Origin of the sequence: Xanthomonas sp. F10, assembly GCF_014206815.1 — a bacterium.
Taxonomy (GTDB): Bacteria; Pseudomonadota; Gammaproteobacteria; order Xanthomonadales; family Xanthomonadaceae; genus Xanthomonas_A; species Xanthomonas_A indica.
In genome coordinates, this window is sequence record NZ_JACHNP010000003.1 from 458,909 (window position 1) to 480,013 (window position 21,105).

Sequence of the window (21,105 nt, forward strand, 5' to 3'; positions counted from 1 at the left end):
GCACCCCGCGCACGCTCAAGCCCCTCTCCCCCCGGAAGAGGGGTTGGGGTGAGGGTGCGTCCGCCCACGGAGTCCCCACCCCGTGAGCCAACCCACCAACCTCCTGGCCATCCTCTACCGCACCGGCACCCTGCGCACGCTGGACCATGCCTTCGCCCACAGCCTGGCCCGGCTCGACCCGGACACGCCCGACCTGGTCCTGGCCGGCGCCGCCCTGGCCTCGCTGGCGGTGGCCAGCGGCCACGCCGGCCTCGACCCGGCGCGCGCCAGCCTCCTGCTCGACAGCCGCGATGCCGCTCCGCCCGCGCTGCCCACCGCGGACCACTGGACCCGTGCCCTGGCCGCCTCGCGCTGGGTCGCACAACCCGCTGCCGAAGACCCCGCCAGCCCCGACTGCCCACTCGTACTCGAACACGGCCTGCTGTACCTGCGCCGCTACCGCGAGTACGAGCGACGCCTGGCCCTGGGCCTGCGCCGCCTCGCCGCGCAGCCGCTGCCGCACAGCGACCTCGCCGCCCTCGCACCGTTGTTCGCCCAGCTCTTCCCTCTCCCCCCGGGAGAGGGTGCCCGAAGGGCGGGTGAGGGTCCGACCGCCAACGATCCATCAGACCGCCAAGCCCAAGCCGCCGCGCTCGCCCTGCGCCGCGCATTGCTGCTGGTCACCGGCGGCCCCGGCACCGGCAAGACCACCACCATCGCCCGCCTGCTGCTGCTGCGCCTGGCCCAGGCCCGCGCCGCCGGCCTGCCGCCGCCGCGCATCGCCCTGGCCGCGCCCACCGGCCGCGCCGCCGAGCGCATGGCCGAGAGCCTGCGCGCCGCGGTGGCGCGCGCGCTTGCCGACGGCGTCGATCCGGCCCTGGCCGAGGCGCTGCCGGCCGGCGCCAGCACCCTGCATCGCCTGCTCGGCGTCATCCCCGACCTGCCGCGCTTCCGCCACGACGCCGACAACCCGCTGCCGTTCGACCTGATCGTGATCGACGAAGCCTCCATGGTCGATCTGCCGCTGATGTGCAAGCTGGTCGACGCCGTGGCCGACGGCGCGCAGCTGATCCTGCTCGGCGACGCCGACCAGTTGCCCTCGGTGGAAGCCGGCGACGTGCTTGCCGCGATCCTGCAGGCCGCCGGCCCCGGCGACGCACTGCAGGCCGACGACGCCCAGGCGCTGCAGCCGTTGCTCGGCCACAGCGCGGTCGCCCGCGACGATGGCGGCCTGGTCGGGCACCGCGTGCACCTGCTGCGCGGCTACCGCCAGGCCCAGGACTTCACCCTGGCGCCGCTGGCCGACGCGGTCCGCAGCGGCGATGCCGACGGCGCCCTGCGCCTGCTGCGCGACGGCCAACTCGCCGGCGTGCACTTCCACGACGGCGTCGACGACGCGCTCGCCGCCGGCGGCGACGCCCTGCTCGCGCACTGGCGCGCCCTCGGCGACGCCGACGATCCGGCCGAGGCCCTGCGCGCCGCCGCGCGCCTGCGCCTGCTCACCGCCGTGCGTGCCGGCCCGCAGGGCGCGCGCGGGCTCAACGCCCGCATCGAACAATTGCTGGCCGAGACCGCCAGCGGCGCACGCCGCCTCGGCGCCGCCGCGCCCTGGTTCCACGGCCGCCTGCTGCTGATCACCGAAAACAGTTACCGCCACGGCCTGTTCAACGGCGACGTCGGCATTTGCCTGCGCGACGCGCGGGGCACCCTGGTCGCCTGGTTCGACGGCGCCGGCGACGGCCAGGTCCGCGGCTTCCATCCGGCCGCGCTACCCGCGCACGAGAGCGCCTTCGCCATGACCGTGCACAAGGCCCAGGGCAGCGAGTTCGAGGAGGTGTGGCTGCAATTGCCGGCGCGCGACGCCCGCGTGCTCAGCCGCGAACTGGTCTACACCGGCATCACCCGCGCCCGCCGCGCGCTGCACATCGCCGCCAGCGAAGCGGTGCTGCGCGCCGCGCTGGCCCGGCACGCGGCGCGGATCTCGGGGCTGGCGTGGCGATTGGGTGGGGCGGAGCCGAGTGGCGATCCGCCACTACCGCCACGGCCACCACCGCCAACGCCGCCAGCGAAGGATGAGCCGGTCCCCAGCCAGGGCTCGTTGTTCTGATGTCCGCGGGCGCGTTGCATCGCGCGCCCGTTCCCCTGCAGCAGACGTCATGGAAAACGTCCGCTTCTCCGCAAGGAAGGCGCGTGCGGTGGGGCCTGTGCGCCGTGCCAAGCAGGAGCCTTCACCGAAGCGCACAGGCGAGCGATGCGGAGCCGCTCGTTCTGGCTGACCGCCACACCCTTGCACGCAGCCCTAGATGGCCATGACCCCGCCATCGACGAACAGCTCGTGCCCGGCGATAAAGCCGGACGCGTCCGAGGCCAGGAACAGCACCGCCTCCGCGATCTCTTCCGCGTCGCCCAGCCGCCCGAACGGGATCATCTGCTTGAACGCCGCCTCGGCATCCGCATTCGCTTCCAGATAGGTCTGCATGGCCGGCGTGTGGACCATGCCGGGCGACACCACGTTCACCCGGATGCCCAGGTGCTTCAGGTCGGTGGTCCAGGTGCGCGCGAAGGAGCGGATCGCCGCCTTCGTCGCGCTGTACACCGAGAGCGCGCCGATCCCCTTGCTGCCGGCCACCGAGCCGGCCAGGATCACCGCACCGCCGGTGGTCATCAGCGGTAGCGCCTTCTGCACGGTGAAGACCGTGCCCTTGATGTTGGTCGCCAGCAGGCGCTCCAGATGCGCGACGTCGATCTCGCCCAGCGCCGCCGACTCGGAAACGCCCGCGTTGGCGAAGACGACGTCCAGCCGGCCATGGTTCTGCTGGATGCGCGCATAGAGCCGATCCATGTCCTCGGGAACGCCGACATCGCCCTGCACGCCCACCGCGCCGCCACCGATCTCCGCCACCGCGGCGTCCAGCCGGTCCTGCCGCCGCCCCGTGATGTAGACCTGCGCGCCTTCCCGCGCAAACGCCTTCGCCGTCACCAGGCCGATGCCGTCGGTGCCACCGGTGATCGCGACCACCTTGCCCTCGAATCGCTTGTCCATCTCGCTTCCCTTGATAAGTGGAGGATTGCTCCACTTACTATACGGAGGTAGCCTCCGTTTCCACAAGCCATATCGGAAAGCCCCCCTTTGACCGCCGACACCCCCCTGCGCGCCGATGCCCAGCGAAACCGCGAGCGTCTGCTCGCTGCGGCCGAGGAGGTGTTCCTGGAGCGCGGCGCCGAAGCGTCGATGGAAGACGTCGCCAAGCGCGCCGGCGTGGGCATCGGCACGCTCTATCGGCGCTTCCCCACGCGCGAGTCCTTGTTCGCCGCGGCCTACAGCGGGCGCTTCCTGTCGCTGGCCGCGGCCAGCCACGCGCGCGCCAGCACGCTCGACGCGTTGGCCGCACTACGCGCGTATCTCGAGGAACTGGCGCTGCACACCAGCGTTTATCGCGGCCTGGCCGCCTCGCTCGGCGCGGTGCTGCAGAGCGGCACGCCGGGCTGCGAGGCCGTCAGCAAGGAAGGACAGCAGCTGTTGCGGTGCGCGCAGAAGAGCGGCGTCGTCCGCCGCGACGTCTCCTTCGACGATCTGGTCGTCGTCGCCACCGCGACCTCGCTGGCCACCGAGCAGCTCGGCTCGCCGAAAACGCGGATTGCGCACCTGATCGGGTTATTCGTCGACGGGATCGCCGCGCCCGCGCCGCGCGCCTAGCCGGTGGCTCCGCGGCGCGCGGGCAGGGCTTCAGCGATGCTGCCGGTGCGATGCATGAGGTCTATCCGCAAGCCGGCAAGAATCTCAGAGATGCGCACTTGTGCGCGTCAGACACTGCCCGAGTGTAAGCAAGACGATGCTGCGCGCCGCGCTGGCGCGACACGCAGTGTGGATGTCAGGCTGGGCGTAGCGTCATCCGAGACGACGCACGCCAGCGACGCACTTACTTGGCCGGGACGCGCTGGTACTCGTCGCTGCCGGTATTGAGGTGCCCGTCGGCCTCGTCGATGGCGAAGTTCACCGTCTCGCCGTCGTTGCTCACCTGCAGCACGCCGTCCTTGTAGATGGCCGGGTAGCTCTCGGTCTTGGGCTTGCGGCTGAAGAAGCGCGGCGTGGTGTTGCGCACCATGAACGACTCCCCGTTGCGCTCGATGTCCATCGTGTCGTCCTTCGACTCCACGTTGACCCAGTGGCCGACGAACTTCTCGCCCTCCACCCGGGCGCAGCCGCTCACCAGTATCGCCGCGGCCAGCGCCGCCCCCATCCACTTCGTCATGTCCCCGCCTCCGGTGTTGGAATCGGGGCGAGGATGCGATGGGTTGGATGTATGGGAGGTCAAGAATGGGGAGGAGGCCACGCCGGGCGCCGGCTTGCCCGAATCCGCCGCCGTGTCGCGTTATCAGGGTGCTGTCCGACACTTGAGCATAGGGATGCTTTTGCATAGCGCCATAACGGATTGCGTCATATGACGGGTACCGTTATGGTCGCTGCATGAGGTCGCCATCGTCGACTACTACTGATTCAGGCATCCGCCTATGGCCTCATTGCCCAACATCCATCCTGGCGACGTGCTGCGCGACGAGTTCCTAGTCCCGCTGGGCATCAGTCAGAACACGCTCGCCCGCGCCACCGGCGTACCGCCGCGGCGCATCAACGAAATCGTGCTGGGCAAGCGCGGAATCACCGCTGACACAGCAGTGCGACTAGCCGCGGCGCTGGGCACGACCGAACGCTTCTGGCTGAGCCTGCAGTCGGACTACGAATTGGAAGAGGCTCATCGCTTGCTTGGTGATTTGCCGGCGCGGATTAAGCGGTTGGTAACCACGGGCTCTTCCGTCACCAACGTGCAGCCTTCAACCCTGGCACGCGCCAATCTTTCTGAACTGGCCGACCAAGCGAAGACCGGCGCCGACCGGCTGGACTACTGCCACCGGCTCGAGCGCGAGCGGATCCACCTGCTGTTGCTCGACGATGCGAAGCGCGGCTTGGCCGACATCGCCGCCGGCCGCACGGTAGATGCCGATGCCGCCATCGGCCAACTGCAGCGGCGGCGCGCGGCGATCAAGACACCCGACGGAGTAAGCCCAGGCAAGCGCGCGGCCAAGAAGCGGGGTTGACCGTTGCATCGCGTCGAACTGACGGAGAGCTTCCTCGCGAGCCCCGACGCGACCGAAACGTTTCTGCTGGACGCCGATGCCGCTGCGGCCTTCGATGACCTGCTCGCCGAATTGCGGGCGACCGTGATCCCGAACCTGCAGCGTTTCCCGCGCATCGGCCGGTCCTACCTGGACACTCCGCCTCAATCGGCCGAGGCGCTGGCGCAACTGGCCGCATTGCCGGCGGGAGCCCCAGATGCGTTGCGCATCTACCTGCACGGCGACTACCTGACGATGTACACGGCGGTGGAGGCATCCGCCACCGTGTATCTGCTCTCCACGCCACCACCGACAGCTTTCGTTCGATCTCGCCGGGCTGTGGAGTCGCGGGTGAGGATGCGGATACTGATCTTCGACCCCGGTTTCAGTGCGTTTCCCGTCTCTTACCACGGCCGAGATATAGCGAAGGTTGTCGCTATGTGTATGGAATATGCAACATCAGTTTTTGAAACAATGCTTTCAAAGAAAGATGAAACTGACCTTAGCGACGTTGAATTTAGTGCGGTTGCTCCACTTGAGTCTTGATTCCATGTATACGCCGGCATCGGAAACCCATGAGAAAAACTATGGCGTACGTGAAATATCTCATTTATGCGCTCCCTAACATTTAGGGACGAGGTAATAATATCCTTTCCGAATGTGACATTAGTCCAGCTTGGCCAAGGATCGAACTGAGATGATTCCATCATAAAAGTTCTGGTGTTTTCGGAGTTTGGAGTATTTAGCTTCTTTGCCGATGCCTTCATTCTTTCTTCGGCGATGGCTCGCAGAACTGAATATCCCAATGCAGTAGGATCACTGACCACAGAATATTTGTGAGCAACAACTGCCTTAACATAAGCATCCCACGCCGCCACGTGTGCTGCCAAAGCAGCATGTAGAAGTGCAGCTTTGTCTTCACGAAGTGCAGCTGAGCGAATTTTGCTCGCATGGGATACTATTAAATCTGCTTTTCGTCTCTGCGAGTCATACATGATTTTAGAAGGAGATGCCATTACAACTCCTCCACTAGTTTGCTTAAAGCTGAATTATATTTCTGCAGCGGGCTTGGGTTAATTTGGATGCGATGACCATTTATTAGCTTGGGGCCTGCCTTTAGCTTATGCATTGGCGTGCCTGTTAGCGACGATACAATCGCAGCTGCATGATAGTCAGGAAAATCGATGAAGCGCTCGCGGGCTGCAATGCCTGGATACGCGAAGATTGATCGATGTTTGCTTCGGACACCCTCGACCGTTTTTATAATCGAACTTGTGGCGGCCTTGGACGCCTTGCTTGGCTTTCCATCAAAAAGAATACTTTTGTTTGAAATAAATGTGTGTAGTTTTGGTAGCCCAATGCCTTCTTCCTTAGCTTTCTTGAAAAAGCTCAGCCTGGAAAAATTTGCGAGATAATCATCGCCCTGTCCATAAAGAAGTGCGATTATATTTTCCATTCCACGTCTTGAACTCTCATCTGCTGTAAATGGGACTACCAAGTAGTCTGATGCTGCAATTGCGAGTTGTGTATATACAGCGAAACTAGGGTTGCAGTCTATAAAGAAAGCAGTGTCGCCTAGCGAATTTTCTTCAATCTCATTTTTTAGGTCTTCAATCCACAGGATAACCTTTTTCCATGCGTCAAACGGCACAGATAGTTGTGAGGTTTGTCGAACAGCCTCTCCCAGAACTTCAACAAGATTATCTCCGCAGATAAGGCCAAGGTTCTTTGGGACCTTGCTGTTGTGATCATGCGCGTTGACAACATACTTGTAAGCATCTTTGGACGGCTGAAAAGGCGAATTGAGTCGCTGTTCGATATAGCCGCCAACGCTTTTTCTAAAGCCTGGATTTCCTAGTTGCTCTCTAAGTGCAAGACCGCCCCTGTCCTGACCACCTAGGATCATTTCGGAAACATTTGCCTGCGGGCACAGATCTATGACGTAGACATCAGAATCTGGATTTTTATAGGAATATTCACAGGCGGCGATAAAACATAGAAAGCTTTTTCCAACACCACCCTTGTTATTCCAAAAAGCATACGTCGACATTGCTTGCTTCCTTTCTAATAATGCATAAATTAGTGGTGGGCGACTTATTTTTTGCTGAGCACTTCATATGAGATAGTCGAAATATTGATGCGCCGCTCTTTAATTTGTTCTTACCTCTAAGTATTCCGGGAGGCGAATAAAGCACACAGCGATGTCACTATCAAAGTAACGGTCTAGGGTTCACTTACCCGCTTCCTCGACAACGGGGAAATTGACTGCAGCCAAGAAATGCCTCGCCCGTGCGTCTGTTGGTCCGCTGCATGAGTACGCTTCCGCACCGTCGGCAAGTGGGTGATTGAGAGGCGGTATCGATCGCCGAGATGAACGCTGGCTCGACGCGGGACTGGGGAGATACCCCAAGAGTACTGCCACGTTGTGCCGTCTGAATCATCTCCAGCAATCTCTCTCCGCCAATCAGTTCGATCGGTTTACCAAGCGCGAACCGGGCCGCTTCGGCCGTGTATCCACCCACACAAACGATCTCCACCGCATCGGCTTGGTGATGCGCCATCAATCCAAACATCTCGCGCACGACGCTGACGCCGACCTGCTGCCGTTTCCACTGTTTGCATTGGACCAGCGTGCGGCGGCCGTGCTTGCGCAGGATCAGGTCGATGCCGCCGTCGGCGCCGCCGAGGCCGGTTTCTTCCACCGCGTAGCCCTGGCGACGGAAGGCTTCGCCGACCAGGCGTTCGAACTGGCGCCAGCCGCCGGCGGCCAGGCTTTCGAGAGTGGTGCGGGTATCCAGCAGGCGGCGGCGATGCCGCGCCTTGAGGAACGAGGCGAGCGCTGCCAGCCAGCAGAGCAGCAAAAGGATCCATGCCAGGGGAGCGAATGCACCTTCCGACTGCTGGGCGATAGCCTGCGACAGCGCGCCTTCGTGGCGGGAGAACCACCAGGGGATGCCGTCGCGCACGGCGATGAAGCCGGCGATGCCGGCCATGACTCCCACCGGCCACGGCAGCGCAGCCAGTGTGTCGAATCCTGTCTTTCCCCGTCTGCGTCCCATGCGACCCCCGTCCCTGGATCGACCATAATCCTGTGCGCGGGCGATGTCTGTATTGCGAACTGTGTCGTCTACAAATCGAGACGCACTCTGCTAATCGGCAGGAGGGACGGTTTCGTGTCCGGTCCCGGGTCGCCGGCGCTGATCCGCCACGTAGGGCGTGCCGCAGTCCTTGTTTACATGCCCGCCGACCGCTCGTCGCCGCTCTCCATGCAGCCAAGCCTTGCGTGCTAGCGTCTCGCTGCCGAGGGTCCGCCGCAGCGCGGGGCAGTAGATGAGCATCGAGCCGGCGAGCCATCAAATTGCGCCATTGCGTACCGCCCCGGCCATGCGCCTGGCCTGGTGGCTGCTCTGGCTCGCCCTGGCCCTGTTCGCCGCGGAGTTCGTGCATTCCGTCTATCTGAAGTACGCGTCGCTGCAGTCGCCGGCCTATGCGATGTTTCTGGCCCGTCGCGGTTGGCTGTGGTGCCATCTCGGTGGCGGGGCGGTCGGCCTGTTGCTGGGGGCGCTGCAGTTCGCGACGCAGCGGTGGCGGCGCTGGCCGCGGTTGCATCGTTGGGTCGGGCGGGCGTATTTCGCGGGGATGATGGTGGCGATGATCGGGGCGGCTGGCCTGATCGCGACCTCGCCGGCGCCACCGTCGATCCGGGGGGCGTTCGCGGCCACGGCGTTGGCGTGGCTGGTCACCGGGTCGGTCGGGCTGGTGGCGATCTGGCGCGGACAGATGCTGCGGCACCAGCGCTGGATGGTGCGGGCCTATCTGGCGACGCTGGCGCCGGTGGTGATCCGGGTGTCGTTGCCGTCGGCGATCGGCCTGGGCCTGACGCCGTCGCCGGGCCTGATCGCGCTGCTGCTGTGGGCGAGCTGGGTGGTGCCGTTGTCGGTGTATGGCGTAGGCCAGGCGATCGCCGATGCGCGGGACCGGCGCAAGCAGGTGTCGATGTTGCTGCGTGGCGCCGGTCTCGGCACGGGGTGATGACGGGCGTGGGGGACGATGCGCCGGCTTGCGACTCGGGCGCCGGCCTCGCCTCGCCGATCTGCGGTCATGCGGATGTCCGAGTCGGTTGTGGCCCAAGCGTCGGCGTCTCTGTTTGGCGTGGCGAAGCACAAACCCGCCGTCATCGCCGCCGCCAACCTCGCCGCGGGACGCCGGCACGTGCGCCGCTCGCACCACACAGAAAACGCTGCCACGCCTGCGCCCAGGCGTGGCAGCCTGCGGGACGGACGATCGCAGGCGCCGGGGGAGGGAGTGCGCCTGCGCTGTCGTCCACCGCGACCTCAGCGGAGCTTGTCGAACAGTTGCTGGCGCACGGCGATGGCGCAGGCGTCTTCGGTCAGCAGGTGCTCGACTGCGCTGTTGTCGCTGGGCTTGCCGGTGCCCAGGTCGAGCACGGACGCCTGGTTGCTGCCGCGCGCCTTGAACGCGGCGACGGCGGTGGTGGCGTTCTTCAGCGGCACGGTGGCGTCGTTGTCCGAGCCGCACAGCAGGGTCGGGGTGCGCGGCGCCCAGTCGAGCAGGTCGTTGCGCTCCAGGTCACGCAGGAACGGGTCGTTGGCGTTGCTGGCGAAGTCCTTGTAGAAGCCGGGCTGGAAGTATTGGCGGATCTTGTCCACGCCCGGCAGGGTGTCGCCGAGCACCAGGTCGGTCAGGCTCTGGTTGCCGGGGAACAGCTTCTCGACCTGCTTGGCCCACGGATCCTGGAACACCTGCGACGGGTCGAGGTAGATGTTCTTGTAGGTGTGCTGCATGCCGACGATGGCGTAGCTGGCAAGGACGATGCCGAAGGTGTTCTCGCCCACCGCATTGCGGCCGCTCCAGCTATCGCGGAAGGTCTGGCTGAGCGCATACGGGCCGGAGATCGGCGCGCTGGCGACCAGGTTGAACTCGTTGGACAGGTGCGCTTCGATCTCGCGTTGGGTGGCCATGGCGGCATGCCCGCCCTGCGAGAAGCCGGTCAGCATGACCTTGCCCGACAGCGGGGTGTTGAGCCGCTGCAGCACCTGGCGCGCGGCGCGCATCGCATCGATGGTGGAACTGGCCTCGGACCCGGCGTGCAGGTAGGGGTGGAAGGCATAGGTGGACTGGCCGATGCCGAGGTAGTCGCTGCTCACCACCACGTAGCCCTGGGTGGCGAGGTGGGTGACCATGGTGTCGTCGCCCTTGTCGTCGCGGATTTCCTTGGCCTGCTCGGCGCGGCGCTGCGACTCGGTGCCCTGGCTGTAGCTCACCAGCGGGAATGGACCGGGGCACTGGCTGCCGCCCGGCACCAGTAGCGCCGCCGAGGCGGTGGTGGGTTCGCCCTCGACGCCGATGGTGGCATAGGTGAACTCGGCCACGCGCACGTCGCACTTGGCCTGGTCGGTGGACTGCGCGTTGGCCAGCAGCGCGCCGATCGCCTGGCGGGTGTAGCTGGTCAGGACGTTGCTCTTGAGCACGGTGCCGCGCGCCGGTGCCGCCGATGCGGCCAGGGGGAGCAATGCGCCTACGACGCCAATGAGGGACAGTGCGTGCAGCGCCAGCCGATTCCGCTGTGTGGCCATGGAAGCATCCTCGTGTTGATCCCGGTCGCCCGGGGGGTTGGGGAGGGCGCAGACGCTACTATGTCGTCTGCATTATTTTCGCGACACGGGGAGATAATGTTTATCTGCGGTATTGATTCGCGTTGCATGCGACGGCATTGCGCGACACATCGCGCTGGAAAATCCCGCGCTTCATCGCTGCCGTAGCGTGCGCTGCGCCACAGTGGTGTGGAGGAAAGGGTGAAACATCCGCATGATTTCGCGAGAATCCGGCCGAATTCGGCTGTTTCGCCCGGCCATGTACGCGGCGCTGGCATTTGTCTACGTTTCTGAAGAAGACTTTTCAGAAGTTAATAATTTTGATTTTAAGATAATCAGGCACGGCGAGAGATAATCGTGTGTGACTTGTCGATCGCTGTCCGCTGTCGTAGGTGGAGTGAGTGCCAGTCGGACAGGGATAGGACACCGTCGATGGCGTGCACGTCATGGCGTGTCTGGTTCGTCACCACGCGCCGTCGCATAACCCCGCAACGCGGCGCAAAAAAAGCCGGCGGATCCCGGGGGATCGCGCCGGCGACGATCGACGTTGCCGGCCCGTGCGTGGGCCAGCGGAACAGGGTCAGCGCACCTGGTACAGCACGGTGGCACCGGGCTTGGGTTCGAACGCCGGCACCGTGCGCTGCTTCAGCGGCGTGCCCTTGGCGTCCCACACCAGGGTGTCGGACGGGTACTCGTCCTTACGGGTCATCGCGTCGATCTGTTTGACGATCACGCTGGAGCCGGCGGCGACCTCGGGGTTCCAGGCGAACACGCCGAGCCTGCCGTAGAACACGGCCGGCGCGTCGGCGTCCAGGCGCCGGTCCGGGCACAGCACCAGGCCGCGGTCGAGCATCACCCGCAGTGCGCCGACCGGCACGGCCTTCACCGTCGGCGCCGTGCGCTCGGTGCTGTGGCCGGGGCAGACGTTGGCCGAGCGGGTCAGCATGTCCTCGGCCACCTGCCGATCGGACTGGGCCAGCGCGGGCAGGGCGACGGCGGCGAGGGCGAGCGGTGCAAGGGGGAATTTCCAGGGCATGTCGAGACTCCTTCAATGGAGGAAAGACGCCGGGCCTGGCGGTGCCTGCAAAGCGGGGGACAGGCGGCCGCGGCGGCGCGGGCCGACTCTAGCAATGCGGCCTGCGGCGAATGCAAAGCGGGCGTGAGGGTGCGGGGCGGTGGTCGCTTCGGGCGTGGGGTTCGGTGTTGCCTTGGCTCAGCGTCGTCTGGGCCGCGGTTGAAGCCGCTCCTACCGTTGGCGAGTCGCGTGGTGTCTTGTGCAAGTGCCGGTGCTGGCAGCATGACGGCCATTGCTTCGTGGGAGGGCCTCAGTCCCGACTGCAATGCGATCGCAGGGCGCCGATGGCTCCGCTCGTCGCGGCTGAAGCCGCTCCCACAAGGACGCAATCCTTGTCTCCTGTGCAAGTGTTGCCGACAGCGCTGACCGCTGGTGAATGCTGTTGCGGGAGGGACTGCAGTCCCGACTGCACTGAGGTCGGCTGCGGCGGTGGCTTCGCTGGTCGCGGCTGAAGCCGCTCCTACGGAGGTGGAGTGCTTGTACGTAGGTGGAACGCTTGTCTGCTGTGAGAGTGCTGCGGGCAGTGCTGACAGATGGTCGCTCCTTGTGGGAGGGACTTCAGTCCCGACTGCAGTGAGGTCGACTGCGCCGATGGCTTCGCTTGTCGCGGCTGAAGCCGCTCCTACGGAGGCGGAGCGCTTGCTGCTGTGGGAGTGCTGCGGGCAGTGCTGATAGATTGTCGCTCCTTGTGGGAGGAACTTCAGTCCCGACTGCAGTGCGGTGGACGCACCGACAGCCCGCGCACGCCTGCTCAGCGATACGGCCCCGGCCCGCGCCACACCAGTTCGCCCTGGTGGTAGACCTGCAGCATGGTGATGACCTGGCGGGCGTCGCCGATGCTCTTGAGTTCGGGCGAGTCCGGCGGCAGTGCGCGGCACTTGCCGGAGCCGCGGGTCAGGGCGATCTCCAGCGGGCAGACCATGCGGTACTCGGTGCCGGGCAGCAGGATGAACATCTCTTTCATGCCCTGCTGCTGCCAGGTGCGCAGTTGGCTCTCGCTGCCCAGGTCGTAATAGACCAGGTAGCCGCCGACCTCCAGGCTCGGTTGGGCCGCGTCCATGTCGTGGCGGTTGCCGCGGCTGCCGGGCCCGGCGGCCAGGCCGCTGTTGTCGGGCGCGGTGTCGGTGTCGAGCGCGCCGGGTGGGCGCCCGGTCCAAGTCTCCGGGCGTCGCTCGGTCGGCGGCGGCGGACTGCTGTCGGCGGCCTGCGCCGGGCTCGGTGCCGGGGCGTCCGCGGGCGGGGTGGGGGCCGGCGGCGCGGGCCGTGGCTGCCGCACCGGGGCCGGCCGCGGGGTGTCGGCCGCTTTCGGCGTGTCGGCACGATCGGGCGGCGGCACCGGGTCGTCGGACTGCGCGACCAGGGTGGATTGCACGGTGGTGGTGGCGTGGCTGCGCTTGGGCGCGGCGGACGCCGGCGGTGGACTGGGCTTGGGCGGCAGCGGCTTCACCGGCTTGTCGCTTTCGCCGAGGAAGTCCACGCGGATGCGGCTGCCGCCGGCCGCGCCCTGCGGCGTGGACATGGTGGGCTTGGCCGCATACAGCAGGGCGAGCGCCATCAGCACGTGCAGCAGCGCGCTGAGCAGCCAGGCGATCCAGCGCTGCCAGCGTTCGCTGCGGGTCTCGGCCGCGGCGGGCGCGCGGTTGGGCGCGCGGCTCATGCCGTCGCGGCGGCGTCGGGGGAGCCAGCCTTCATGCGGTTCCGGGGAGGGGGCAAACGTGGGAGGCCGCCATCGTACCGCCTGCGCCCGCGCCGGCCATGGCAGCCGCTGCAATGGCCGGCATCGGCCGACACCTGGCGTTCACCCGCCGCGCGGCCGGCGAGCGTTCGGCAGGTGCCGTGCGTCATCCGCTGCCGGCAGGGGCGCGCCCAGTGCCACGCGCGGCGTGGCACCGTCCCCAGGATCAGACGTAAGCGCCCACCTTGAACACTTCCACCGCCTGGGTCAGCTGCGCCGACTGCTCCTCCAGCGAACGCGCCGCGGTGCTGGCCTCTTCCACCAGCGCCACGTTCTGCTGGGTGGTCTCGTCCATGCGCGCGATGGTCTGGTTGACCTGCGCGATGCCGTTGGCCTGCTCGTGCGAGGCGGCGGAGATCTGCCCCATGAGGTCGGTGACGTGCTGCACGCTGGCCACCACCTGGTCCATGGTGGCGCCGGCCTGGTGCACCAGCGTGGCGCCGTGGGCGACGCGCTGCACCGAGTCGTCGATCAGGGTCTTGATTTCCTTGGCGGCGCCGGCCGAGCGGTGCGCGAGCGTGCCGACTTCCGCGGCCACCACCGCGAAGCCCTTGCCCTGCTCGCCGGCGCGCGCGGCTTCCACCGCGGCGTTGAGGGCGAGGATGTTGGTCTGGAAGGCGATGCCGTCGATCACCGCGATGATGTCGGCGATGCGCTTGGAGGCCGCTTGTATGCCGGTCATGGTCTCCACCACTTGGCCGACCACGTCGCGGCCTTCGCTGGCCACGCCGGCCGCGCCCAGCGCCAGCTGGTTGGCGCGCTGCGCGTGCTCGGCGTTCTGTTTCACGGTGGAGGTCAGCTCCTCCATCGAGGCGGCGGTCTCTTCCAGGCTGGCCGCCTGCTGCTCGCTGCGCTTGGCCAGCTCCTGGTTGCCGCTGGCGATGTCCTCGGCGGCGAAGCCGATGCTGTTGGTGGTGCGCTGGATGTGCGCGACGATGTCGGTGAGGCGGTGCACGGTGCTGTTGGCGTCGTCGCGCATGGCCGCGAACACGCCGTGGAAGTTGCCGCGCATGCGCACGGTGAGGTCGCCGTCGGCGATGCAGCGCAGCAGCGCCGAGAACTTGCCCAGGTTGGCGTCGGCGGTGGCCATCATGGTGTCGAGGTTCTCGACCATGGTGCGGAAGGCGTGCTCGAACTGCTCGGGCTGGCCGCGGTGGGCGAAGTTGCCGGCGCAGGCGGCTTCGGCCAGGGTCTGGATCTGCACGTTGATGGCGTGCAGGTTCTGCTTGACCTGCTGCATCGCCGCGGTGATCGCGGCTTTCTCGCCGGGGTAGTGGGCGATGTCCTGGCTGAGGTCGCCGATGGCGTAGCGGCCCATCACCTCGGTGATGCGCAGCTGGGTCTGCACATGCGCATCGACCAGCGCATTGGTGTCGGCGACCATGCGCCCGTACTCGCCGGGGAAGCGCTGCGCGTCCATGCGGTAGCTGATGGCGCCGGCGTCGTGGCGCGCGGCCATCTCGCGCTGCGCGGAAATCACCTCGTGCAGGCGCCGCTGCATCTGCTGCATGGCGCGCAGCAACTGCCCGGCCTCGTCGTGGGTGGTGGCGATGTCCGGGCTGCTCAGGTCGCCGGCACCGATGCGCTCGGCCAGGCCCAGCGCCTGCCGCAGCGGACGCACCACGCGGCGGGTGAGCAACAGCGCGATCAGCGTGCCCAGCAGCAGCGCCAGCACGGTGCAGCCGATCATCAGCAGGGCGAAGCTGCGCGCGGTGCTCATCGCCTCCTTGGCGGCCTGGCGGTTCTTGGCTTCCTGCAGGTCGATGAAGGCGTTGATGCTGGCCAGCCAGTCGACGAAGGCCGGGCGCGCCTGCTGCAGCAGCAGCGCCTGCGCCTGCACGGTGTCGCCGGCGTCGCGCAGCTGCCGCACCTGTGCGATCAGCGGCATGGTGCGCGCTTCGATGCCCTGGATGCGCCGCAGGATGGCGTTCTCCTGGGCATCGCTGGCGGCGGCGAGCAGGGCGTCGAGCGGCTGCGCGGCGCGCGCGTAGTCGCCGGCCAGCTTGTCGATGGTCTGCTCGGTCGCCTGGCGGCTGGCCGCATCGTCCAGCAGCACCACGTCGCGCAGGGCGATGGCGCGGTCGTGCACGCTGCCGCGGAAGTTGATCGCGTAGCGCTGCTTGACGCTGTTGACCTCGTTGATCGCGGTCAGCCACCGGTCGATGCTGTGCACGCGCTGGATGCCGACCACGGTGAGCAGGACCATCAGCACGATGAGGGTAAGGAAGCCGAGCGCGAGGCGCTGGCCGATGCGCAGATGCGAGAAGACGTGCATGGGATCGGGGGAGTGGGGGAGGAAGAGGGATCGACGGTGGGTGACGGCGGACGGGCAGGCAGGTTGCCTGCGCCCGCGTGACGCGCGCATGGCGCAGGTCCCTGGGCCGGCGCATGGATAGCGGCGATGCCGAGGCGATCTGAAGGGATGGGGCCATGGCGCCGGCGGCGCGGTGCCGGGAACGTGACGCGGTACGTGCCTGCCGCGGCGTTGGCCGTGCCCACGTCAGGCAGGGTGCGGTGTGGCGGCGATCGGCAGGGCCCGGATCGCGCCGCGACACCGCCGCGCGCAGTGCAGCATGGCCCGGCCTCTGCCCGGTGCTATGGTCCGCGCATGACCGGTGCCGCCCACCCGATCCGCTTCCAGGCGACCTTGCTGCGTCCGGCGGCGCCGCCGGACGCGCCCTGGTGTTTCCTGCTGTTGCCCGCGGCGGCCAGCGCCGCCCTGCCGACGCGCGGCCTGAGCAGCGTGGAGGGCCTGTTCGCCGGGCATCCGTTCCAGGCCACGCTGCAGCCGGACGGCCACGGCGGCCATTGGTTGCGCGTGGAGCCGGCCTTGCGCGCGGCTGCGGGCGTGGACCCCGGCGCCACGGTGACGCTGGCGATCGCGCCGGTGGCGGTGGAACCGGAACCGGCCGTGCCGGAGGACCTGGCGCGCGCGCTGGCCGCGCATCCGTCGGCGCGCGCGGCCTGGGACACGCTGACCGCGGTGGCGCGGCGCGACTGGATCTTCTGGATCGGCGCGGGCAAGCAGGCGCCGACGCGGGCCAAGCGCATCGCCAGTACCTGCGACATGCTCGCCGCGGGCAAGCGGCGGGTCTGCTGCTTCGATCGGTCGGGCATGTACAGCAAGGCCTTCGCCGCGCCGCAGGCGCAATGAAGGCATGGCGCGCACGCCCGGCGTGGCCGCCGTCGCGACAGGATCCTCGCAAGCGCCTGCCTATACTCCGTGACGTCCATCCATGAGGCCCACCGCATGAGTGCATCCACCGCTCCGTCCTCCGCCGCCGCACCGGGCAGCCTGCGCCGCTCGGTGTCGAATACGCTCAAGGGCTCGGCCGGCAACCTGGTGGAGTGGTACGACGTCTACGTCTACTCGGTGTTCGCCACCTACTTCGAGTCGCAGTTCTTCTCCAAGGAGGACAAGAACGCCACGTTGTACGTGTGGGCGATCTTCGCGGTGACCTTCCTGATGCGCCCGATCGGCGCCTGGTACTTCGGCCGCTTCGCCGACCGTTACGGCCGCCGCCTGGCGCTGACGGTGTCGGTGTCGGTGATGGCGGCCTGTTCGTTCCTGATCGCGGTGACGCCCACCGTGGCCAGCATCGGCGGCGCCGCGGCGGTGGTGCTGCTGCTGGCGCGCTTGCTGCAGGGCTTCGCCACCGGCGGCGAGTACGGCACCAGCGCCACCTACATGTCCGAGGCGGCGATCCCGGGGCGGCGCGGCTTCCTGTCCTCCTTCCACTACGTCACCCTGGTCGGCGGCCACGTGCTGGCGCAGGCGGTGCTGTTCGGGATGCTGCACTTCTTCGACAAGGGGCAGATTTCCGAATGGGGCTGGCGCGTGGCTTTCGGCCTGGGCGGTGTCGGCGCGCTGGTGGTGTTCTGGCTGCGGCGCACGATGGACGAGTCGCTGACCTCCGAGTCCATCGCCGCGGCCAAGCAGGGCAAGGACACGTCCTCCGGCTCGCTGCGCGAGCTGTTCGTGCACCAGTGGCGCCCGCTGCTGCTGTGCTTCCTGATCACCGCTGGCGGCACCGTGGCCTTCTACACCTACTCGGTGACCGGGCCGAAGATGATCCAGACCGCCTTCGCCGGCGACGACGTGATGGCCGGCACCATCATCAACCTGGTCGCGCTGATCGTGCTGATGCTGATGCAGCCGGTGGGCGGCTGGCTGTCGGACATCATCGGGCGCAAGACCCTGCTGGTGTTCTTCGGCATCGGCGGCGTGCTCTACACCTGGTTCCTGGTGCTGGAACTGCCCAGGCAGAGCGACTGGCTGAGCGCCTTCGCCATCCTCACCGCCGGCTTCGTCATCCTCACCGGCTACACCTCGATCAACGCGGTGGTGAAGGCGGAACTGTTCCCCACCCACATCCGCGCGCTGGGCGTGGGCCTGGGCTATGCGCTGGCCAATTCGGCCTTCGGGGGCACCGCGCCGCTGCTGTACCAAGCCTCGCTGAAGACCGGCCATGTCACCACCTTCGTCTGGTACGCCACGGCGGTGATCGCGGTGTCGCTGCTGGTGTACATGTTCTTCCTGACCAACAAGGGGTCCAACTGGCTCGACCACGAGGGCGAGATGCAGGCGCGCCGGCGCTGACCGGCGCGGTGGCGGCCCGGGCGTTGCAGGCGCCGCCCGGGCGCGTCGCCGACGGACGCTGAACGAAGGACCCCATGTCGCCCCGGCCGCCCCGCCGCGCGGGCGCTGTCATGCGGCGGCTGACAGGCGACTCGGGTACCATGCAGCCCCCTCACGGGCGTTCCCCCATGGCCGATCCAGACAACAGCTCCACTCCTCCGGTAACCCAGGCGCAGGCCGAAGACGCGGTGCGCACCCTGCTGCGCTGGGCCGGCGAGGACCCCAGCCGCGAGGGCCTGCTGGATACCCCGCGGCGCGTGGCCGAGGCCTACGGCGACTGGTTCAGCGGCTACCGCGCCGACCCGCGCGAGTACCTGCTGCGCACCTTCGAGGAAGTGGCCGGCTACGACGAGCTGATCGTGCTGCGCGACATCGAGTACGAAAGCCACTGCGAACACCACATGGCGCCGATCATCGGCAAGGTCCACGTCGGCTACCTGCCGCGCGGCAAGGTGGTGGGCATCAGCAAGCTGGCGCGCGTGGTCGAGGCCTATGCGCGGCGCTTCCAGGTGCAGGAGAAGATGACCGCGCAGATCGCCCAGTGCATCCAGGACGTGCTGCAGCCGCTGGGCGTGGGCGTGGTGGTGGAAGGCGCGCACGAGTGCATGACCACCCGCGGCATCCACAAGCGCGGCGTCAGCATGGTCACCTCGAAGATGCTCGGCACGTTCCGCGAGGACGCGCGTACCCGCGCCGAGTTCCTGCGCTTCATCGAGCGGGCGCGCTGAGTCTTGCCGATGCGGTGGCGGTCGGTTCCTGCATGAAGCCGCATGTCCGGATCGCCGGCTATCGCCAGTTGCGCGAACAGCCGTTGTGGAAGCTGCTCGCCGCCGACCACGCCCCGGAGTTGATCGGCCTGCTGCAGACCCTGCTGGGCGACGCCCAGCGGCGGCTGCCGGCCGATGTGCTGCACGAACGCCTGCAGCGCCAGCTCGATGCGCTGAAGGACGACCAGCTCTCGCGCGAACTGCCGCGCACCGCGCAGGCCTACGTGGCGCACTGGCTGGCGCAGGGCTGGCTGGAGCGGCGCCTGCCCGAGGGCGATGCGCAGGAAGAGTACGAACTGTCGCGGCAGGCGGCGCAGGCGATCCGCTTCATCGCCGGCGTGCGCGACAGCGCCAGCGTGGCCACCGAGAGCCGGCTGTCGCTGGTGATCCAGCAGCTGGTGCAACTGGCCGGGCAGACCGAGACCGATCCGGACGCGCGCCTGGCCGCGCTGCGCGCCGAGCGCGAGCGCCTGGATGCGGAGATCGAGCGCGTGGCCGCGGGCAAGCTGGCCGCGCTGGACGGCAAGCGCGCGCTGGAACGCACCCGCGACATCATCCGCCTGTCCGACGACCTGACCGAGGATTTCCGCCGCGTCCGCGACGATTTCGAGCGGCTCAACCGCGAGTTCCGCGAGCGCATCATCGACGACGAGGGCGCGCGCGGCGACGTGCTGGAGAAGCTGTTCGCCGGCATCGACGTGATCGGCGAGAGCGAGGCCGGGCGCAGTTTCCAGGCGTTCTGGAGCCTGCTCAACGACGCCGAGCAGAGCGTGCAGCTGGATGCGGCGCTGGAGGCGCTGCTGGCGCGCGGCTTCGCCCGCCGCCTGGACCGCCACGAGCGCGCCTTCCTGCGCGGGCTCACCGGCACCCTGCTCGAACGCGGCGGCCAGGTGCACGAGGTGATGCAGCATTTCGCGCGCAGCCTGCGCGGGTTCGTGCAGAGCCGCGGCTACCTGGAACAGCGCCGGCTCAACCAGTTGCTGAAGCAGGCGCAGGGCGAGGCGCTGCAGTTGCGCGACCACCTGCACGCCACCGCCGCCACCGGCTACGTGCTGCCGCTGAGCAGTGCGCGGCTGCGCTCGCTGTCGCAGTGGCGCCTGCACGACCCGCGCAGCCAGCAGGTGGACGGGCGGGTGCAGGCGGCCGAGGCGGCGACGATCTCGCTGGACAGCGTCGGCGACCTGGTGGCGCAGTCGGAGATCGACCTGCGCGGCCTGCGCAACGACCTGCACGACCTGCTCGGCCGGCAGCTGCAACTGAGCATCGGCGAGGCGTTGCGGCAGCGCCCGGCGGCGCAGGGGTTGGGCAGCGTGATCGGCTACCTGGCGCTGGGCACCCGCCACGGCGTGGTCGTCGACGGCGAATGGGAAGCGGTGCAATGGGAGGGCGGCGACGGCCAGGTCCGGCGCGCGCGCATCCCGCTGGTGTGGTTCACCAAGGAAAAACGCAATGAGCTGGTCTGACGAATTCCACGGCCACGACGCCGATCCCGGCGATGCCGCCGCGGCCGCCGCCACCGCTGCCGCGGCCGAGGCCGGCACCGCGCTGTTCGCCGGCGACAGCGGCAGCCTGCCGCTGGAGGCGCGGCGTGCGCTGTGCCAACTGTTGTCCGGCCCCAGCGTCGATGCCTACCGGCACGGGCCGCTGTGGCCGGCGCTGCTGCGCCACGAGGCGGCGATCCGCCGCGTGCTGAGCGAGCTGTTCCTGGAACTGGTGCTGGACCGCGACGGCGGCGTGGCGTTCGCGCGCCAGGCCGACACCGGCGAGCTGGAGACCCCGGCGCTGCTGCGTACCGCGCCGCTGACTTTCATCGAGTCGGTGCTGCTGCTGTTCCTGCGCCAGCAACTGGCCGAGGCCGACACCCGTGGCGAGCGCGCGGTGGTCGACGAGGCGCAACTGCTGGAAGTGCTGTCGGTGTACGAGAAGAACGTGTCCACCGACCGCGCCGGCTTCGCCCGGCGGGTGCTGGCGGCGATCGCCAAGATGCGCGACAACCACCTGCTGTCCAAGCTGCGCGGCAGCGAGGACCGCTACGAAGTCTCGCCGGCGCTGAAGCTGCTGTTCTCGGCCGAGGACGTGCAGGCGCTGGCGGCGGCCTACCGCGGCCTGCGCGATGGCGCGGCCGAGCCGGCGCCATGACCGGTCTGCGCCCGCGCGTCGTCCGCGCCTAGCGTCGGGCTCGA

General features: G+C 67.7%; 17 protein-coding genes and 1 pseudogene. 10 read left to right on the top strand and 8 right to left on the bottom strand.

What is annotated here, in order from left to right:
* Positions 1-82: 82 nt before the first annotated feature.
* A complete protein-coding gene (gene recD, locus FHR56_RS18790) occupies positions 83-2,086 on the top strand; it encodes an exodeoxyribonuclease V subunit alpha (protein ID WP_160948488.1) in 2,004 nt (667 codons plus the stop codon).
* Positions 2,087-2,278: 192 nt separating this feature from the next.
* Here the strand turns inward: recD and FHR56_RS18795 are convergent, their stop codons facing one another.
* Entirely contained in the window at positions 2,279-3,022 is a 744-nt protein-coding gene (locus tag FHR56_RS18795) for an SDR family oxidoreductase (RefSeq protein WP_160948487.1), read from the bottom strand.
* Between the two features lie 87 nt (positions 3,023-3,109).
* Between FHR56_RS18795 and FHR56_RS18800 the strand changes: the two genes are divergently transcribed.
* Positions 3,110-3,676, top strand: coding sequence for a TetR/AcrR family transcriptional regulator (locus FHR56_RS18800; protein ID WP_184502805.1), 567 nt, complete (start codon positions 3,110-3,112; stop codon positions 3,674-3,676).
* Between the two features lie 223 nt (positions 3,677-3,899).
* Here FHR56_RS18800 and FHR56_RS18805 read toward each other — a convergent pair whose 3' ends face one another.
* Positions 3,900-4,232 carry a hypothetical protein gene (locus FHR56_RS18805; RefSeq protein ID WP_160948485.1) on the bottom strand — a complete coding sequence of 111 codons (333 nt, stop codon included), beginning with the start codon at positions 4,230-4,232 and terminating at the stop codon, positions 3,900-3,902.
* Between the two features lie 259 nt (positions 4,233-4,491).
* Here FHR56_RS18805 and FHR56_RS18810 point away from each other — a divergent pair.
* Together FHR56_RS18810 and FHR56_RS18820 are read left to right on the top strand one after the other, a co-directional pair.
* Positions 4,492-4,773, top strand: a pseudogene (locus tag FHR56_RS18810) (HigA family addiction module antitoxin); the annotation flags it as partial.
* Positions 4,774-5,076: 303 nt separating this feature from the next.
* On the top strand, positions 5,077-5,637 hold the full coding sequence (locus tag FHR56_RS18820) for a hypothetical protein (RefSeq protein WP_202407098.1): 561 nt from the start codon (positions 5,077-5,079) through the stop codon (positions 5,635-5,637).
* A gap of 469 nt (positions 5,638-6,106) precedes the next feature.
* Here the strand turns inward: FHR56_RS18820 and FHR56_RS18830 are convergent, their stop codons facing one another.
* Together FHR56_RS18830 and FHR56_RS18835 are read right to left on the bottom strand one after the other, a co-directional pair.
* Complete coding sequence (locus FHR56_RS18830) at positions 6,107-7,141, bottom strand: ParA family protein (protein WP_160948483.1); 1,035 nt, start codon at positions 7,139-7,141, stop codon at positions 6,107-6,109.
* A gap of 184 nt (positions 7,142-7,325) precedes the next feature.
* Positions 7,326-8,150, bottom strand: a complete 825-nt coding sequence (locus FHR56_RS18835) for a restriction endonuclease (protein ID WP_160948482.1) — start codon at positions 8,148-8,150, stop codon at positions 7,326-7,328.
* A 325-nt stretch (positions 8,151-8,475) separates the two neighbouring features.
* Here FHR56_RS18835 and FHR56_RS18840 point away from each other — a divergent pair, with 325 nt between their 5' ends.
* Complete coding sequence (locus FHR56_RS18840; protein ID WP_160948489.1) at positions 8,476-9,123, top strand: DUF2306 domain-containing protein; 648 nt, start codon at positions 8,476-8,478, stop codon at positions 9,121-9,123.
* A 302-nt stretch (positions 9,124-9,425) separates the two neighbouring features.
* Here FHR56_RS18840 and FHR56_RS18845 read toward each other — a convergent pair whose 3' ends face one another.
* The 4 genes from FHR56_RS18845 to FHR56_RS18860 all read right to left on the bottom strand — a co-directional run bounded on the left by FHR56_RS18845 (position 9,426) and on the right by FHR56_RS18860 (position 15,791).
* Positions 9,426-10,688 (bottom strand): lipase family protein, encoded by a 1,263-nt coding sequence (locus FHR56_RS18845; protein ID WP_160948481.1) that lies wholly within the window; start codon positions 10,686-10,688, stop codon positions 9,426-9,428.
* 598 nt (positions 10,689-11,286) lie between these two features.
* Positions 11,287-11,742, bottom strand: a complete 456-nt coding sequence (locus FHR56_RS18850) for a hypothetical protein (RefSeq protein WP_160948480.1) — start codon at positions 11,740-11,742, stop codon at positions 11,287-11,289.
* Positions 11,743-12,532: 790 nt separating this feature from the next.
* On the bottom strand, positions 12,533-13,438 hold the full coding sequence (locus FHR56_RS18855) for a type II toxin-antitoxin system RelE/ParE family toxin (RefSeq protein ID WP_184502806.1): 906 nt from the start codon (positions 13,436-13,438) through the stop codon (positions 12,533-12,535).
* Between the two features lie 244 nt (positions 13,439-13,682).
* A complete protein-coding gene (locus tag FHR56_RS18860; RefSeq protein ID WP_160948431.1) occupies positions 13,683-15,791 on the bottom strand; it encodes a methyl-accepting chemotaxis protein in 2,109 nt (702 codons plus the stop codon).
* Between the two features lie 333 nt (positions 15,792-16,124).
* On the opposite strand from FHR56_RS18860, the gene FHR56_RS18865 reads away from it, so the two are divergent.
* From FHR56_RS18865 to FHR56_RS18885, 5 genes are all read left to right on the top strand, one after another.
* Positions 16,125-16,670, top strand: a complete 546-nt coding sequence (locus FHR56_RS18865) for a YdeI/OmpD-associated family protein (RefSeq protein ID WP_160948432.1) — start codon at positions 16,125-16,127, stop codon at positions 16,668-16,670.
* A 96-nt stretch (positions 16,671-16,766) separates the two neighbouring features.
* Positions 16,767-18,116: an MFS transporter gene (locus FHR56_RS18870; RefSeq protein WP_160948433.1), complete on the top strand. Its 1,350-nt coding sequence runs from the start codon at positions 16,767-16,769 to the stop codon at positions 18,114-18,116.
* Between the two features lie 167 nt (positions 18,117-18,283).
* The gene (folE, locus tag FHR56_RS18875; RefSeq protein ID WP_160948434.1) at positions 18,284-18,883 is read left to right on the top strand and encodes a GTP cyclohydrolase I FolE; all 600 of its coding nucleotides are present in this window, start codon (positions 18,284-18,286) and stop codon (positions 18,881-18,883) included.
* Positions 18,884-18,915: 32 nt separating this feature from the next.
* The gene (locus tag FHR56_RS18880; RefSeq protein ID WP_160948435.1) at positions 18,916-20,385 is read left to right on the top strand and encodes a DUF3375 domain-containing protein; all 1,470 of its coding nucleotides are present in this window, start codon (positions 18,916-18,918) and stop codon (positions 20,383-20,385) included.
* The gene (locus tag FHR56_RS18885) at positions 20,372-21,061 is read left to right on the top strand and encodes a DUF4194 domain-containing protein (protein ID WP_160948436.1); all 690 of its coding nucleotides are present in this window, start codon (positions 20,372-20,374) and stop codon (positions 21,059-21,061) included. Before FHR56_RS18880 ends, FHR56_RS18885 begins: the two co-directional genes overlap by 14 nt.
* Positions 21,062-21,105: the final 44 nt, after the last annotated feature.